At 59.7% G+C, this 16217-nt stretch carries 10 protein-coding genes; 6 read left to right on the top strand and 4 right to left on the bottom strand.

Going from position 1 to position 16217, the window contains the following annotated elements:
• Positions 1-25 precede the first annotated feature (25 nt).
• A complete protein-coding gene (locus tag ACR1XU_RS08785) occupies positions 26-1831 on the top strand; it encodes an autotransporter assembly complex protein TamA (protein WP_480905788.1) in 1806 nt (601 codons plus the stop codon).
• Positions 1828-5913: a translocation/assembly module TamB domain-containing protein gene (locus ACR1XU_RS08780; RefSeq protein WP_480905791.1), complete on the top strand. Its 4086-nt coding sequence runs from the start codon at positions 1828-1830 to the stop codon at positions 5911-5913. Before ACR1XU_RS08785 ends, ACR1XU_RS08780 begins: the two co-directional genes overlap by 4 nt.
• A 218-nt stretch (positions 5914-6131) precedes the next feature.
• Here ACR1XU_RS08780 and fdhF read toward each other — a convergent pair whose 3' ends face one another.
• The 3 genes from fdhF to ACR1XU_RS08765 form a co-directional block, all read right to left on the bottom strand.
• Entirely contained in the window at positions 6132-8915 is a 2784-nt protein-coding gene (gene fdhF, locus ACR1XU_RS08775) for a formate dehydrogenase subunit alpha (protein WP_480905794.1), read from the bottom strand.
• 13 nt (positions 8916-8928) lie between these two features.
• Positions 8929-10632, bottom strand: coding sequence for an NAD(P)H-dependent oxidoreductase subunit E (locus tag ACR1XU_RS08770; protein ID WP_170613393.1), 1704 nt, complete (start codon positions 10630-10632; stop codon positions 8929-8931).
• A gap of 85 nt (positions 10633-10717) precedes the next feature.
• Complete coding sequence (locus ACR1XU_RS08765) at positions 10718-11599, bottom strand: LysR family transcriptional regulator (protein ID WP_170613395.1); 882 nt, start codon at positions 11597-11599, stop codon at positions 10718-10720.
• Between the two features lie 156 nt (positions 11600-11755).
• On the opposite strand from ACR1XU_RS08765, the gene ACR1XU_RS08760 reads away from it, so the two are divergent.
• Entirely contained in the window at positions 11756-12112 is a 357-nt protein-coding gene (locus ACR1XU_RS08760) for a YybH family protein (RefSeq protein ID WP_480905797.1), read from the top strand.
• Positions 12113-12135: 23 nt separating this feature from the next.
• Here the strand turns inward: ACR1XU_RS08760 and ychF are convergent, their stop codons facing one another.
• Positions 12136-13233, bottom strand: a complete 1098-nt coding sequence (ychF, locus tag ACR1XU_RS08755) for a redox-regulated ATPase YchF (protein ID WP_480905800.1) — start codon at positions 13231-13233, stop codon at positions 12136-12138.
• Between the two features lie 198 nt (positions 13234-13431).
• Here ychF and ACR1XU_RS08750 point away from each other — a divergent pair, with 198 nt between their 5' ends.
• The 3 genes from ACR1XU_RS08750 to ACR1XU_RS08740 all read left to right on the top strand — a co-directional run bounded on the left by ACR1XU_RS08750 (position 13432) and on the right by ACR1XU_RS08740 (position 16093).
• Positions 13432-13917 (top strand): acyloxyacyl hydrolase, encoded by a 486-nt coding sequence (locus ACR1XU_RS08750; protein ID WP_480905802.1) that lies wholly within the window; start codon positions 13432-13434, stop codon positions 13915-13917.
• Between the two features lie 78 nt (positions 13918-13995).
• The gene (gene trpA, locus ACR1XU_RS08745) at positions 13996-14787 is read left to right on the top strand and encodes a tryptophan synthase subunit alpha (RefSeq protein ID WP_170613403.1); all 792 of its coding nucleotides are present in this window, start codon (positions 13996-13998) and stop codon (positions 14785-14787) included.
• A 139-nt stretch (positions 14788-14926) separates the two neighbouring features.
• Entirely contained in the window at positions 14927-16093 is a 1167-nt protein-coding gene (locus ACR1XU_RS08740; protein WP_480905805.1) for an alpha-hydroxy acid oxidase, read from the top strand.
• Positions 16094-16217: the final 124 nt, after the last annotated feature.

Here is a 16217-nt window from a genome sequence, read left to right as displayed (position 1 = left end):
GAGTTGGGGCAGTTGGAGCCATTTGATGCAGGGAAGAAGGCCGCGCGCCATTCTTAAGTGCTGGATGTTTGGCGTTGTCGTGGCCATCGCGCCGACCACATTGGCGGCGCTGGAAACCACGTTGACGGCGCCCGGAGCGCCGAAAGAAGTGGTGGACCGCCTCAAGGAAAACTCTTCGGTAACAACAGCCAAATCGCGCGGGCTGGACACTCCGCTGGAAATTCTGTCCGCGGCTCTTTCGGATTACCGCACCATCGTCCAGATCCTGTATGACGAGGGGTATTTCAGCCCGGTCGTCAGCATCAAACTGGATGGACAGGAAGCGGCCGATCTCAGTTCGCTGAGCGTTCCAAGCCAGATCAAGCGCGCTGTCATCACTGTGAACACGGGCCCGGTCTTTACCTTCGGAACAGCGCTTGTGCAGCCGTTGGCCCCGCTGACCGTATTGCCCCAGGAATTTGCCACCGGCAAACGTGCGACAACAGGCGCGATCCAGCAGGCCACGTCCACAGGTGTTGAGGCATGGAAAGACGCCGGGCACGCAAAGGCGGACGTTGCTGGACAAAAGGTCGTCGCCCGGCACAAACAATCCAAGCTGGATGCCGAGATCGATCTGGCGCCCGGCCCGCGCCTGACATTCGGAAGGATGTTCATCGACGGCGACACCACCGTGCGGCACAGATCGATAGAAAAGATCGCGGGTTTTCCCACGGGCGAAGTCTACTCCCCGCAAAAAGTTCAGAAAGTCGGAACCCGTCTGCGCCGCACGGGGACGTTCAATGTTGTCTCGATCAAGGAGCGGGAAGAACCCAACCCTGATGGCTCGCTGGATTTTGATGCCACGTTCGAGGATCTGCCCCCGCGTCGCATAACACTCGGGGGCGAGCTTGCCTCGCGCGATGGTCTTGATCTGACCGCGACATGGACCCATCGAAATGTGTTCAGGCGCGCGCAGCGGCTGAGGTTCGAGGCCGCGATCCGCAACATTGGCGGGGCCGAGAATATCGATGGGCGGATTGGCCTGCGACTGGATCAGCCAGACAGGCTGGGCCCCGACGACAGCACCTTTTGGAGCGCCCTGCTGGAGCGGCGCGACACCGAAAACTACAACGTTACCGTGGCCTCAGTGGCATATGGTGCGCGGCGCACCTTCTCGGACCAGCTTTATGCCGAGGCATCAGCAGGATTCCAGTATTCGGATGCGGATGATGCCTACGGCTCTGGGCGCAAGTTCAGATATTTCATCCTCCCCTTCCGGTCGGAATGGGACCAGCGCGACAGCAAGGTCAGCGCCACACGGGGGTTCTATCTGGATGCGAATGCCATGCCTTTTGCCGGACTGTCAGAAACCGAGTCCGGCCTGCGCATTTTTCTGGACGGGCGCGGCTATACCAGTTTCGGAACCGGCGGCAGGCTGGTGCTGGCCGGCCGTGTGCAGCTGGGGTCGGTTCTGGGGCCGTCACCGGACGGAGTGACACCGGATTTTCTGTTCTTCTCGGGCGGCGCGGGAACCGTGCGCGGGCAACCTTTTGAAAGCCTCGGCATCCCGGTGGGAACCGGCGTGGCGGGCGGCAAGTCCTTTCTCGGCCTGTCCGGAGAGGTGCGTGGCAAGGTCACCGACTCACTGTCTCTGGTCGGGTTCTACGACTACGGCACGGTCGACACGTCATCCTTCATCGGCAGTGGTGCCGAGTATCATGCCGGTGCCGGTATCGGTGCCAGATACGATCTGGGTGGGTTCGGCCCGTTGCGCGTTGATCTGGCATGGCCGATTCAGGGCGACACCGGCAGCGGGCTGCAGTTCTATATCGGGATTGGACAGGCGTTTTGATCCGGCGGCTTTCATATCCCGTTCTGATCGGCGCGGTGCTGATCACATCGCCCGTGACCGCGCAGGAAGATAGCGGCGGCAGCATGCTGGAGAATTTCCTGCAGGACACCCTGTCCGGCGACGACCAGAACGTCCGGGTCAAGGGCCTTCAGGGCGCGCTGAGTTCGCGGGCGACCATCGAAGAAATCACCGTGGCCGATGACGAAGGCGTCTGGCTGACCATCAAGGATGCAGTGCTGGACTGGAACCGGCTTGCATTGATCCGCGGCCGTTTTTCGGTCAACGCTTTGACTGCGCAGGAAATCGACATCGCACGCGCGCCCGGGGCAACCACCAAGGACACCCCCGCACCATCGGCTGAAACCAAACCGTTCCAGCTGCCTGAATTGCCCGTTGCCATCCAAATCAGTGAAATCCGGGTAGACGAGCTGTCGCTGGGCCAACCGCTGATCGGCGTCGCGGCCGAGCTTGCCGTGAATGGAAATCTGTCGCTGGCAGACGGCACGCTGGATACCAAACTGGATGTCACGCGACTGGACCGGGCCGGCGACCAGATCAGCCTGTCCGCCGGGTTTGAGAACGCGAGCAGTGAAATCCGTCTGGATCTGAAAGTGGTCGAGGATTCGGGCGGACTGATCTCGACAGCGCTGAAGATACCCGACAGCCCTCCGATCGGTCTGACCGCCACCGGGTCGGGTCCCCTTACGGATTTCACAGCGGATATTGGCCTGAGCAGTGACAACCAGCAGCGTGTCGCAGGACAGGTCCGGTTGCGGTCGGCCACGGAGGCAGGTGGCGCGTCAAGTGACGGCATCGCCTTTACAACCGATCTGAAAGGCGACCTGACGCCATTTCTGGCGCAAAACATGGACACGTTCTTTGGCCCTGACACGCGTCTGTTTGTCGATGGCCGGACGCAGCCGGACGGCGCGCTGGACATTTCCGATCTCGAGTTTTCCTCGCAGGCGCTGAAGCTGAAAGGAGAGCTGCAGCTTGCCCCTGGCGGTGTACTGCAACTGGCGGCCCTTCAAGGGCGGATTACGCCGCCGGATGGCGAAACTGTCGTGCTGCCAGTCTCAGGCGGTCAAACATCTATCGAAGCGGCTCAGATTTCAGCGCTGTTCGATCAGAAGAACGGCAACCTGTGGGATTTGAGCCTAACAACAAACGCTTTCAAATCGCCGCAAATCGGGTTGCAGCGGGCGCAGATCACCGGCCAGGGAACACTGGAACAAGGTGCATCCTTACAATTCGAAGGTGACATTCAGGCCGCGCTGGACGGGATCGATCTGGCGGATGCCGGGCTGAACGCGGCACTCGGCGATCGCATCACACTGGACGGATTGTTCAGCTACGGTAGTGATCAGTCGTTGACCCTGTCAGGGGTGGAACTGGTGGGTTCGGACTATACGCTTGGGGCGGACGCATTGATCAGCGGTTTGGCCAGCGGTCTGACGATTGACGGAACGGCGACCCTAGACGCAACGGACCTGTCCCGGTTCTCGGAACTGGCCAAGCTTGATCTGGGCGGACAGGTCTCGGCCCGGGTCGAGGGCAATGGATCACCGCTGGAAGGCAGCTTTGACGGTAAGCTGAACGTCGAGGCCCGCGATCTGTTGACGGGCCGGGACGATATCGATCCGGTGATTGCCGGCGAAACGACCATTGTGGTGGATGCAAAGCGCGACACGGACGGCGTCACCATCCGTGACCTTACAGTAAACGGCGAAACCTTGCAGGCGGCGGCCAGCGGTGAGGTCACGACACCGGACGCAAACCTGACCATCGACGGTCAGGCCAGCGTCAACGCGCAGGATCTTTCCGTCTTTTCGGGTCTGGCAAAGCGCGAACTGAGCGGCGCAGTTCAGGCCACCCTCGACGGGCAGGGAACCGTGCAAACGCTGGAGTTTGACGGAACAGCCAGCGTAATCGGACAAGACATCACAACCGGGCTTTCGGACATCGATCCGCTTTTGACCGGTCGGACCACTATCGAGTGGGATGGCGCCCGGACCGCCGACAAAATTGATATCCGTAACGCCACGGTAAACGGCACCGCACTGAACGCGCAGGTCTCGGCGATTGTTCAGAATCCGACAGGGGATCTGTCCGTTGATGGACAGGCGCAATTGAACGCGCCGGATCTGTCGCTGTTCTCCGGCCTGGCAAAACGCGATCTGGCGGGTTCGGTGCAGGCCGACGCCAATGGGACCGCCGCGCTGGCCAACCGGACTTTTGACATCAAGGGCGATCTGGATGCGCGCGACATCCAGACCGGTATCGAAGCGCTGGACAAGCTGATTCAGGGCCGCACGACTTTGACGGTGGACGCCGAGAAAACCGAAGAAACCGTCGATATCCGGGCATTCCGTCTGCAGGGAACGGCCTTGTCCGCGGACGCATCCGGTGAACTAAACCGCGAAAACGGGGGATTGACCTTCAACGTCAGACTGGATGACCTGGCCAGGTTGGCAAGCACCCTCTCCGGTCCTTTGACCCTGACCGGAAATGTGGCACCCGACGGTTCAGGGCTGGAAGGCACCGTTAGCCTGCGAGGCCCTGACAGCTCCTATGCCAGTCTGGACGGCAATGTTGGACTGGACGGAAACGCCGATCTGGAATTTGACGCCCGGTTCAACAAAATCGAACGGTTTGTGCCCGAGTTTCCGGGGACAATTGCGGCCAAGGGTACGGCAAAACGAGACAACGGCGTCTGGACCATCAGCGCCAAGGCCGATGGACCTGCGGAAATCAGCGGCGATGTCTCGGGGACATTTAGCGAGACCACCGGTCAGGCCGACCTGACCGCGCAAGGTGGTTTGAACCTTGGCGTCGCCAATGTGTTTATCACACCTAACAAGATCGATGGTCAGGCGCGGTTTGATCTTTCGTTGAAAGGCGCTCCGTCACTGGCAGCCTTAAGCGGAACGGTTACAACCTCAGGTACTGCTCTGGCCATTCCCGCGGCTGGACAGACCGTGACGGGGATCAGCGGATCGGTCGACTTGGCGCAAAGTCGCGCTACCGTCGCGCTGAACGGCGGGATGCAGGCTGGCGGGTCCTTTACGGTCAACGGCCCAATAGACTTGACGCCACCCTTCAATGCCAACATCACGACCGTTCTCAACAGCCTCGTGCTGACGGACAGGCTGCTATATGAAACGACGCTGAACGGCCAGGTCGCCATGACCGGCGCTTTGGCGGGCAACAGCTCGGTTGCCGGGCAGATCACATTCGACGAGACCAATATCAATCTCGCCGCAGCCTCCGGCGCGGTGGGCGCGGCACCCATTCCCAACATCACGCATGTCAACGAAAGCGCGGCTGGCTTCCTGACCCGGGAACGCGCGCAGCTGGTCGTGACCGGCGACAAAGCCAAAAGCGATTCGCGGATTGCGCTGGACGTCAGCCTGCTGGCCCCCAAAGCCGTGTTTGTGCGCGGCCGCGGTGTAAACGCTGAACTTGGGGGCAGAATCAACATCGGTGGAACCACGGCATCCATCGTGCCGTCCGGTCAGATTGAGCTGATCCGGGGCAACTTCGACATTCTGGGGCGCAGGCTGGCGCTGACCAAGGGTGTCGTGACACTTCAGGGCGACCTGACACCCTATATCGAGTTCGAATCCTCAACCAGCACGTCGGACGGCACTGCCACAATTGAAATTGCGGGGCCACTGGATGCGCCTCAGGTCGACATATTTTCCGACCCTGAACGCCCTGCGGAAGAGGCCCTGGCGATATTGTTGTTCGGCAATCGCTTTTCCGAACTTTCACCCTTTGTGATCGCGCAAATGGCAGCGTCGCTGGCGCAACTCAGCGGTGCAGGCGGGGACGCAACCAAAGGGCTGCGCGATGCGACGGGCGTGGATACCGTCGACATTGGCGCCTCGGAGGGCGGTGCGGGCCGTCTGGGCGCAGGCGCTTATCTGAGCGACAACCTCTACACTGATTTCACGGTCAACACCGAAGGCGACACCGAAGTGAACCTGAATCTGGATGTTACTGACAGTTTCACCGTGCGAGGAACGGTCGACGGGCGTGGTGAAACAGGTTTGGGCGTCTTTTTCGAACGCGACTACTAGGGCCAGGTGCGGTTCCAGAACCATCGGGACAAGTGTGTAAGTTTGTTTTGTCCTGTGCCAAAGCGCTTTTTTTCGCCTTGCTCCTTGGCGACTGCGGCGCGTTGAGGCGCAACTGACGCTGCACAGTTTTGGACAGGCATGACCGGCACAGGATGGTGTGAAACGCGAAAGGGCGGCTCTGATCAGAACCGCCCTTGAATTTTTGTCGTGCGCGGCGCCTACTCCGCTGCGATGGCATCCCCAATCTTTTCAACGCGAATGGCCGAGAATTTGAACTCGGGGATTTTCCCATAGGGGTCGATGGCCGAGTTGGTCAGAATGTTCGCCGCCGCCTCAACATAGGCAAACGGAATGAAGACCATGTCTTCGGCGATCGCCCGATCGGCTCGAACCATGATGTCAATCGTCCCGCGCCGGGTGGTCAGCCGGATCATCTCACCCGGCTCGATCCCCATCAGCTTGAGCGTGCGGGGATTCATCGAACAGTTCGCTTCCGGCTCAACAGCGTCAAGAACATTCGACCGACGAGTCATCGACCCGGTGTGCCAGTGTTCCAACTGACGGCCGGTGGTGGCGATCATCGGGTACTCGTCATCCGGCGCTTCATCCGGCGGGATGACGCTGGCCGGGGTAAACCGGGCCCGGCCATCCGCGCGCGGGAATCCGTCACCGAATACAATCGCCTGCCCCGGATCGGTCTCGCTGAGCGACGGGTAGGTGATGGTTTCGGTCTCAAGCCTCTCCCACGTGATGTTGTCAAGCGACGCCATGGTCAGCTTCATCTCATTAAACACCTGAGACACGTCCGTGTAGTCCCAGTTCAGCCCGATCCGCTGCGCCAGATCAACGGTGATCCTCCAGTCCTCGCGCGCCTCACCCGGAGGGGTCACAGCCGGCCGCACCCGCTGCACCTGACGGTTGGTGTTCGACACCGTGCCGTTCTTTTCATACAGCGCCGAGGCGGGCAGGATGATGTCAGCATAGTTCGCCGTTTCGGTCAGGAAGATGTCCTGCACGATCATCAGGTCCAGCTTGGCCAGCGCGTCACGGGCGTGGTTCACATCGGGGTCGGACATGGCCGGGTTTTCACCCATGATGTACATGCCCTTGATGTTGCCCGCATAGGCTTGGTCGATGATCTCGGTCACGGTCAGGCCCTTCTCGTTCGAGAAGTCGTCCGAGTTCCAGACCTCGTTGAACTTGGCGCGGATGCCATCGTCCGTCACGGTCTGGTAATCCGGCAGGAACATCGGGATCAGGCCCGCATCGGACGCGCCCTGCACGTTGTTCTGACCCCGCAGTGGATGCAGACCCGCACCGGGTTTACCAACATTGCCGGTCATCAGAGCCAGCGAGATCAGGCAGCGCGAGTTATCGGTGCCGTGGATGTGCTGGCTGACGCCCATACCCCAGAAGATCAGACCGGCCTTGGCCTGCGCAAAGGTGCGCGCGACACGACGCAGCTGATCCGGTTCGATGCCGCAGATCGGCGACATCGCCTCGGGCGTGAACTGGCGCAAATGCTCTTTCTCGGCTTCCCAGTTCTCGGTCCAGCGGTGGATGTACTGGCTGTCATACAGCTCTTCCTCGACGATCACGTTCATGATCGCGTTCAGCATCGAGACATCAGCACCCGGACGGAACTGCAGCATTTCGTCGGCAAACTTGCGCATACCGACGCCGCGCGGGTCCATCACGATCAGCTTGCCGCCGCGCTTGGCGAACTGCTTGAAGTAGGTTGCCGCGACAGGGTGGTTCTCGATCGGGTTCGAGCCGATGATGATCGCCACATCCGCGTTTTCGATCTCGTTGAAGGTCGCTGTCACGGCGCCTGAACCCACGTTCTCGATCAGTGCAGCCACCGACGACGCATGGCACAGGCGGGTGCAGTGGTCGACGTTGTTGTGCTTAAAGCCCTGACGGATGAACTTCTGGAACAGATACGCTTCTTCGTTGGTGCACTTGGCCGAACCAAAGCCTGCAACGCTGCGCGGATCTTCTTCGCGCAGTGTTTTCAGCTTGGTGGCGGCCAGATCCATCGCCTCTTCCCATGTCGCTTCGCGGAAATGGGTCGACAGGTTGCCCGGATCGACGTTCAGACCTTTGGCAGGCGCATCCTCGCGCCGGATCAGCGGCTTGGTCAGGCGGTGCGGGTGGTGGATGTAGTCAAAGCCGAACCGCCCTTTGACGCACAGACGGCCTTCGTTTGCGGGGCCATTGATACCCTCGACATACTTGACCTTGCCATCCTTGACCTTCAGCGAGACTTTACAGCCCACGCCGCAGAACGGGCAGACGCTTTCGGTGTCGCTATCGTAGTCTTTACTGTCGCCGTGCTGCTGATCGTCCAGCACGGTCGCGGGCATCAGCGCCCCGGTTGGGCAGGCCTGAACGCATTCGCCACACGCCACACAGGTCGACGCGCCCATCGGATCGTTCTGGTCGAACACGACCTGCGCCGTATGGCCACGACCGGCCATGCCGATCACGTCATTGACCTGCACTTCGCGACAGGCCCGGACGCAGAGGTTGCAGTTGATGCAGGCATCCAGATTGACGCGCATCGCAACGTGGCTGTCATCCAGCAGCGGGATTTTATCGGCCTCTTTCGCCGGGAAACGGCTGTCGCTGACATCGGTCAGCTTGGCCATGTCCCAGAAGTGGCTCGAGGTGTCGTGCGCTGCCTCGGGCTGGTCGGCAACCAGCAGCTCCATAACCATGGCGCGCGATTTCTCGGCACGCTCCGAGTCGGTCTTAACGACCATCCCATCCGCCGCAGGGCGGATGCACGAGGCGACCAGCGTACGCTCGCCCTCCACCTCGACCATACAGGCGCGGCAGTTGCCGTCCGGGCGATAGCCCGGCTGCGGCTTGTGGCACAGGTGCGGAATAGTGAACCCCTGCCCCTTGGCGGCTTCCCAGATGGTCCAGCCCTCAGGCACGGTGACATCTTCGCCGTTCAGGTTGAAGGTGACGGTCTTGTTTGGGCTTGCATCAAGCATGGCTCTGTCTCCCTCAGATTTCGTCAGCGAAGTGTTTCATGACCAGGCGGATCGGGTTCGGGGCTGCCTGCCCCAGACCGCAGATCGAAGCATCGCCCATGACCTGACACAGGTCTTCCAGCAGGTCCTGATCCCACTTGTCGGCCTGCATCAGCTTCACCGCCTTTTCACAGCCCGCCCGACAGGGCGTACACTGACCACAGCTTTCATCCTCGAAGAACCGCAGCATATTCAGGGCCGCATCACGGGCGGTATCCTGATCGGACAGAACCACCACGGCAGCGGACCCGATGAACGTGCCCAGCGGCTGCAGGGTGTCAAAGTCGAGCGGGACGTCGTCGATACTAGAGGGGAGAAGACCTGACGACGGCCCGCCCGGTTGATACGCCTTGAACGCATGACCTTCGGCCATGCCGCCGGCGGCATCAATCACGTCAAGAATGGTCGAACCCGCAGGCAGCAGGTAAACACCGGGGTTGGTTACTCGGCCCGAGACCGAGTAGCTCCGCAAGCCCTTGCGACCATTCTTTTCAACTGAATTCAGAATCTGCGGCCCCTCACGGCAGATCTTCGAGACCCAATACAGCGTCTCGACATTGTGCACCAAGGTCGGACGGTTGAAGACCCCTACCTGCGCCACAAATGGAGGACGGTGGCGCGGCAGGCCCTTTTTGCCTTCGATCGACTCGATCATCGCGGATTCTTCACCGCAGATGTATGCGCCAGCACCGCGACGCAGGTCGATGTAACCTTTTTCGACGATCCCGGCCTGTTCCAGCGCGGCAATCTCACGGGCCAGGATTTCCAGTACCGCCGGATACTCGTCGCGCATGTAGATGAAGCAGGTCTCGGCCTCGACCGCCCAGGCGGCAATCAGCATGCCCTCAAGGAAGACATGCGGCGTGCGTTCCAGATAGTAGCGGTCTTTGAACGTGCCAGGCTCGCCCTCGTCCCCGTTCACGGCCAGATAGCGTGTGCCCTCGTTCATTCGAACAAAGCCCCACTTTTTGCCGGATGGGAAGCCAGCACCACCCAGGCCGCGCAAGCCCGAGGACAGGATGTCTTCCTGCACTTTCTCCCAGTCACCACCGTCGCGCAGCTCTTTCAGCTTGGCGTAACCGCCGTTTGCCTCATAAGCAGCGAAGGCTTCGTAGCCGGGCAGATGGGCGTGAGTGTCGCCCGCAGCAATCGCAGCCTGCACCTTTTCGGGGGTCGCATGGTCGATATGGTTGTGACCGATTTCGAGCACCGGCGCGGTATCACAACGGCCCATGCACGGCGCGCGCACCACACGCACCTCTGCCGGGTCCAGACCGTCTTCCAGCGCCTTCTGCAGCTGCTGGGCACCGGCCATTTCACAGGACAGGGAATCACAGACACGGATCGTCAGCGCAGGCGGAGGGGTCTCGCCTTCTTTCACAACATCGAAATGGGCGTAGAAGGTCGCCGTCTCATAAATCTCGGCCTGTCCGATCCGCATCTCAACCGCAAGCGCGGCGATGTGGTCGGCGCTGATATGGCCGTGTTCGTCCTGAATCAAATGCAGGAATTCGATCAGCAGGTCGCGGCGGCGCGGGCGATCGCCCAGCAGGCGATGAATCTCCGCCTGCGCCTCATCCGTGAACTGACGGCCTTTGGGCGTGTGCCGCCCTTTGCCTTTACCTGACTTCCAGACGCCCTTGGGTGCGCCTGATGGCTTGGTGTCTAATGGTGCCATGATGCCCTCCGATTGAGGCTCCGTGTCTCATCAGAATAGCATATCGTCAAATCGCCAAATTCAATCGCACGATAACGACAGTTTATCACCGTAAAGACGTCACCACGGCACGCAAAGCCTCGACCGTTGGCAATTCCGGGTCACGACTAAGGGTCGCCAAACAAATCGGTTTGCTGACAATCGGGTCGACTAAGGGCAGCACTTTGGTTCCCTTCAGATCGCCCAACGCCCGGACCAGAACCCGAGGCACAACCGTAGCTGCCAGCCCCTCGCGCGCCATCACCATCGATGCGGTAAAGCCGCTGGTTTCGGCGACAACGTGGGGATGCAGGCCCTGTTCGGCGAAAATCCGGTCTAGAATGCGTCGGTTCTGCATCTGCGGCTCCAGAAGGCTGATCGGAAATTCGGCCACCCGAGCCCATGGAATAGGGCCGGATTCTTCGATCATGTGGGACGGGACAAGCAGCACATAGGTTTCTTCATACAGCGGCTGCACCTGCCGCAAGTCGGTGCCGATACTGTCGCCGTAGGTGATGCCCGCATCCAGACTGCCTTCGTCCAGCCGGTGCTGAATGGCCGAGGCCGACATGGTTTCGATCCGCGACAAAATGCGTGGATGAGCTTGCTGGAGGCGTTTGATGAGGCGTCCGGTAAAGGCAATCGCGGTGGGGATCACGCCCAGAATCAACGTCCCCGTAATCTCACCCCGCGCGGCCAGCACCTGCTGTTCCAGCGCCTTTGCGTCATCGAGGATACGCCGTGCGCGGCGGACGATCATCTCGCCCTCTTCGGTCAGGCCCTGAAACCGGTTGGCCCGGCGGACAATTGAAACGCCCAGCCGATCTTCGAGATTGCGGATGCGCATGGAAAACGCGGGTTGAGAAATCCCACATTCCTCGGCCGCCTTGGCGAAATGGCGTTGCCGCGCCAAGGCGCTGAGGAGTTGAAGGTCGCGGATTTCGATCATGCTTTAGCATTCCAACGTCGGGCAAAATGACACTCTAACCGCATTTTTCCAAAGGAAAAGCGCCGTCTCTGCCTGCGACCCGGCAATACAGAGTTCTTGCCTCGCCTGGTCAACTTGCCTCTAATGGAACGAGCGTACGAACGCACGGAGCGCATAATGACGGCAAAGGACGTTTTTCAAGAGTTGTATGACGGATACGTCGATAGATATCGATCAAATGACGCCGCCGGATGCGCGTCGTACTTTACAGAAAACGCAGAGTTGTTTTCACCCTATGGCCCACCAGCGATCGGGCGACAAGCCATAGAAGATATCCATTCGGAGTGGGTGGAGGACGGCGGCGAAGACAAGGTCATCGCAATTGTGCACGCTGATATCAATGACAATGTCGGTTGGTGCCTCGCTCGTTACAGCGAAGGTACGACCGGCCAGGGTACCTCTTTGAATATCCTATATAAGCAAGCTGACGGCAGGTGGCTGATCACCCAGTGCAGCTTAAACGAAGCGCTCTGAAAACTTGCCGCAGCCTGATTGATTTACGTGTTGAACAAGAAGTGCATCACATCGCCGTCCTTGACGATGTAGCCCTTGCCCTCGGCCCGCATCTTGCCGGCCTCTTTCGCACCCTGCTCGCCATTGGCAGCGATGTAGTCGTTATAGGCGATGGTCTCGGCGCGGATGAAGCCCTTTTCGAAATCCCCATGGATCACGCCAGCGGCCTGCGGTGCGGCGGTGCCGGTGCGGATGGTCCAGGCGCGGGCCTCTTTCGGGCCGACGGTGAAATAGGTCTCCAGCTTCAGCAGGTCGTAACCTGCTCGGATCAGACGATCGAGACCGGGTTCTTCCAGGCCCATTTCCTCAAGGAACATCTGGGCTTCGTCCGCTTCCAGCAGGCTGATCTCTTCTTCGATCTTGGCGCTGATGATAACGTGAGCATTACCCTGAGCAGCGGCCATTTCGGCCACCTTCGCCGAGTACTCATTACCTTCGGCAGCTTCTTCTTCGGACACGTTGCAAACATAGAGCACCGGCTTGGTGGTCAGCAGTTGCAGCATCTTCCAGGCCTTGGCATCTTCGCCTGACACTTCAACCAGACGCGCGGGCTTGCCGCTTTCCAGCATCGCTTGCGCTTGGGCCAGCAAGCGGTCCTGTTGCTGTGCCTCTTTGTCACTGCCTTTCAGCTTGCGCACCAGATTGGCGCGGCGCTTTTCGATGCTTTCCAGATCGGCCAGCATCAGCTCGGTCTCAATCGTGTCCGCATCAGCTACCGGATCGACACGGCCATCCACATGGGTCACATCTCCGTCTTCGAAACAGCGCAACACATGGGCAATGGCGTCGGTTTCCCGAATGTTGGCCAGAAACTGGTTTCCAAGCCCCTCGCCTTTCGAGGCTCCCTTAACCAGACCGGCGATATCCACAAAGGTCATCCGCGTGGGAATGATCTGTTTCGAGCTTGCAATCGCCGCCAGCTTGTCCAGCCGATCATCGGGCACGGCAACATCGCCCACATTGGGTTCGATCGTGCAGAACGGGAAATTCGCAGCCTGTGCAGCCGCGGTTTTGGTCAGCGCGTTGAAGAGGGTCGACTTACCCACATTCGGCAAACCCACGATTCCCATTTTAAAGCCCATGACGGTCTCCTGATGCCATTCGAGGGGTGCTTCTATGCAGGTCCGGGTCAATGCGCAAGCCAGAGCGAAAGATGGCGGCCTGGTCCAAAATGCAACATCACGAAATCGTTCGACATCCGTGATCTTGCCCGCATTGAATCCTGCGCTCTAAGCTCACCATGTAAGACGTTGCAAACAACCAGATAGTGATCAACAGTTATGAAGAGTTTTGTTGCAGCACTTGTGCTGATAATGGCCGCTCCGGCAGCGTACGCTCAAACCATCATCTTTGGCGCTGGGTATTCGGATTTCTCCGACAGCGACGCAGACGATGAAGCCGCTTTCTCGCTCGAGTACCAGCACCGCCCCTTTTACGAAGACACCCGCGTGTCCGCGACCTGGGGCAGCGCCCTGACTGTGGATACCGCTGGTGATGTTCATATCGGGATCGGGTTGATCGGGTTCTACACCTTCGCTGACCGATGGTTCGTTGAAGGCAGCGTCATGCCAGGGTACTTTTCCGAAGGCGACTCGTTGAACGATCTGGGCGGAGAGTTCCAGATCCGCAGCCTTGTTGGCCTTGGATATACGTTGAACAATGGCAACAAGCTGTCCTTCGCGATTACCCACAAATCCAACGCCAGCACCCAGGACGACAACCCGGGTGTCAACTCGGCCCTGGTCAGATATCATTACGCGTTCTGAACCATTCAGCCTTGGCGGGATTGATTTCCGGGCAAAGTTTCTGCACATCAGGTTCAAACCTGAATGCAAGGACAGAAGATGACCCGTATCGACGCCAAGTTCGCCGCCCTCAAGGCCGAAGGCAGGAAGGCCTTTGTTTCCTACGTCATGGCCGGGGATCCCGATTTCGACACCTCGCTTGAGATCGTGAAAGGTCTGCCGGGCGCCGGTGTCGATGTGATCGAACTGGGCCTGCCCTTCACGGACCCGATGGCTGATGGCCCTACGATTCAGGCTGCAGGCCAGCGCGCGCTGGACGGGGGAATGACCCTGCAGCGCACTCTGGATCTGGCGCGGGCTTTCCGGGAAACAGATGATACGACCCCGATTGTCCTGATGGGATACTACAACCCGATCTACAGCCGAGGTGTCGACGACTTTCTGGCCGAGGCTAAATCCGCCGGAATCGATGGCCTGATCGTTGTAGACCTGCCCCCGGAAGAGGATGCCGAACTGTGCCTGCCCGCGCAGGCCGCCGGCCTGAACTTTATCCGGCTTGCAACGCCCACAACCGACGACAAGCGCCTGCCCCGCGTCCTTCAGAATACATCGGGCTTTGTGTATTACGTCTCGATCACCGGCATCACCGGCGCTGCCGAGGCGCAGGCCACCAATGTCGGTCCTGAGGTGGCTCGGATCAAATCGGAGACAGATCTGCCGGTTATTGTGGGCTTTGGCATCAATACACCCGAAAAGTCGAAGGCAATCGCAAGCATAGCTGATGGCGCCGTGGTCGGTTCAGCCATTGTCAGCCAGATTGCCGAGGGAAAGCCGGTCGACCAGATCCTAAGCTTCGTCCGGTCACTGGCGGACGGTGCACATTCGGCCTGATCCGCCGACAAAACTCGTCTCATGCGTCAACCGCAGCCCGCCTTTGCGAGCTGCGGTTTTTTTTGCTGCCAGAGATACGTTGCAGAGCGCAAGAGAAATTGGTAAAGAAAATTAACCAAAGCTACCGGGGCCCGGAATCATGCCAGTCATTACAACGATTGAAGACCTCAGACGCATCTATGAACGCCGCGTGCCACGGATGTTCTACGACTACGCTGAAAGCGGCAGCTGGACCGAGCAGACCTTTCGCGAAAACACCTCGGATTTCGAGGACATCCGCCTGCGCCAACGGGTTGCAGTAGACATGTCCGGGCGTTCGACCGCGTCGCAGATGATCGGGCAAGACGTAGCGATGCCGGTCGCGCTGGCGCCCGTGGGGCTGACCGGCATGCAACACGCAGATGGCGAAATAAAAGCGGCCAAGGCAGCGGAAGATTTCGGCGTACCCTTCACCCTATCGACAATGTCAATCAATTCTATCGAGGATGTGGCCGAGAACACGGGCAAGCCGTTCTGGTTCCAGCTTTATACGATGAAGGATCAGGACTACATTAATCGCCTGATCCAGCGGGCCAAGGACGCCAAATGCTCGGCATTGGTGATCACACTCGACCTGCAAATCCTCGGCCAGCGGCACAAGGACCTCAAGAACGGTTTGTCCGCCCCGCCGAAATTGACGGCCAAAACAATCGCCGACCTGATGACGAAGTGGGCCTGGGGAATCGAGATGCTGGGCGCCAGCCGACGCGAGTTCGGCAATATCGTCGGACATGCGCATGGCGTTTCTGACGCATCCTCGCTGGGGGCCTGGACTGCCGAACAATTCGACCCAAGCCTAGATTGGGGCAAGGTCGAAAAGCTGATGGAGCAATGGGGCGGGAAGGTTATCCTGAAAGGTATTCTGGATGCCGAAGATGCGAAGATGGCCGCAAAGCTCGGGGCGGATGCCATTGTGGTCTCGAACCACGGCGGTCGCCAGTTGGATGGTGCGCTCAGTTCCATCCGAATGCTGCCGCAGATCATGGACGCCGTTGGCGGAGACATCGAAGTGCATATGGACAGTGGCATCCGTTCGGGTCAGGACGTTCTGAAGGCACTGGCGCTGGGGGCCAAGGGTACATATATCGGCCGCGCCTTTGTCTATGGCCTTGGGGCGATGGGTCAGAAAGGCGTAACCACGGCGCTGGACGTCATCCACAAGGAACTGGACACCACCATGGCGCTGTGCGGCGAACGCAATGTTAGCAATCTGGGGCGCCACAACCTGCTGATCCCAGAAGACTTCGGTGGTCGCTGGCAGATCTGAGAGGGCCGCTGTTGTCAGGGGCTCTGCCCCCGCCGCCCTACGGGCGTCTCCCCCGGGATATTTTTAGCCAGATGAAGACCGGATCCGTTTTTCATCTGGCCCCAAATATCCCGGAGCGCGAGGC

Source organism: Ruegeria sp. D1(2025) (genome assembly GCF_056536425.1).
The sequence above is the reverse complement of the archived record's forward strand: the minus strand, read 5'-3'. Positions and strand labels throughout refer to the sequence as shown.

Excerpts from the sequence above, each read along its gene's own strand:
- ychF (WP_480905800.1), bottom strand. The coding sequence starts at position 13,233 with ATGGGCTTTAAAATGGGAATCGTGGGTTTGCCGAATGTGGGTAAGTCG.
- ACR1XU_RS08760 (WP_480905797.1), top strand. The coding sequence starts at position 11,756 with ATGACGGCAAAGGACGTTTTTCAAGAGTTGTATGACGGATACGTCGAT.
- ACR1XU_RS08740 (WP_480905805.1), top strand. The coding sequence starts at position 14,927 with ATGCCAGTCATTACAACGATTGAAGACCTCAGACGCATCTATGAACGC.
- ACR1XU_RS08750 (WP_480905802.1), top strand. The coding sequence starts at position 13,432 with ATGAAGAGTTTTGTTGCAGCACTTGTGCTGATAATGGCCGCTCCGGCA.
- trpA (WP_170613403.1), top strand. The coding sequence starts at position 13,996 with ATGACCCGTATCGACGCCAAGTTCGCCGCCCTCAAGGCCGAAGGCAGG.
- ACR1XU_RS08770 (WP_170613393.1), bottom strand. The coding sequence starts at position 10,632 with ATGGCACCATTAGACACCAAGCCATCAGGCGCACCCAAGGGCGTCTGG.
- ACR1XU_RS08765 (WP_170613395.1), bottom strand. The coding sequence starts at position 11,599 with ATGATCGAAATCCGCGACCTTCAACTCCTCAGCGCCTTGGCGCGGCAA.
- fdhF (WP_480905794.1), bottom strand. The coding sequence starts at position 8,915 with ATGCTTGATGCAAGCCCAAACAAGACCGTCACCTTCAACCTGAACGGC.
- ACR1XU_RS08785 (WP_480905788.1), top strand. The coding sequence starts at position 26 with ATGCAGGGAAGAAGGCCGCGCGCCATTCTTAAGTGCTGGATGTTTGGC.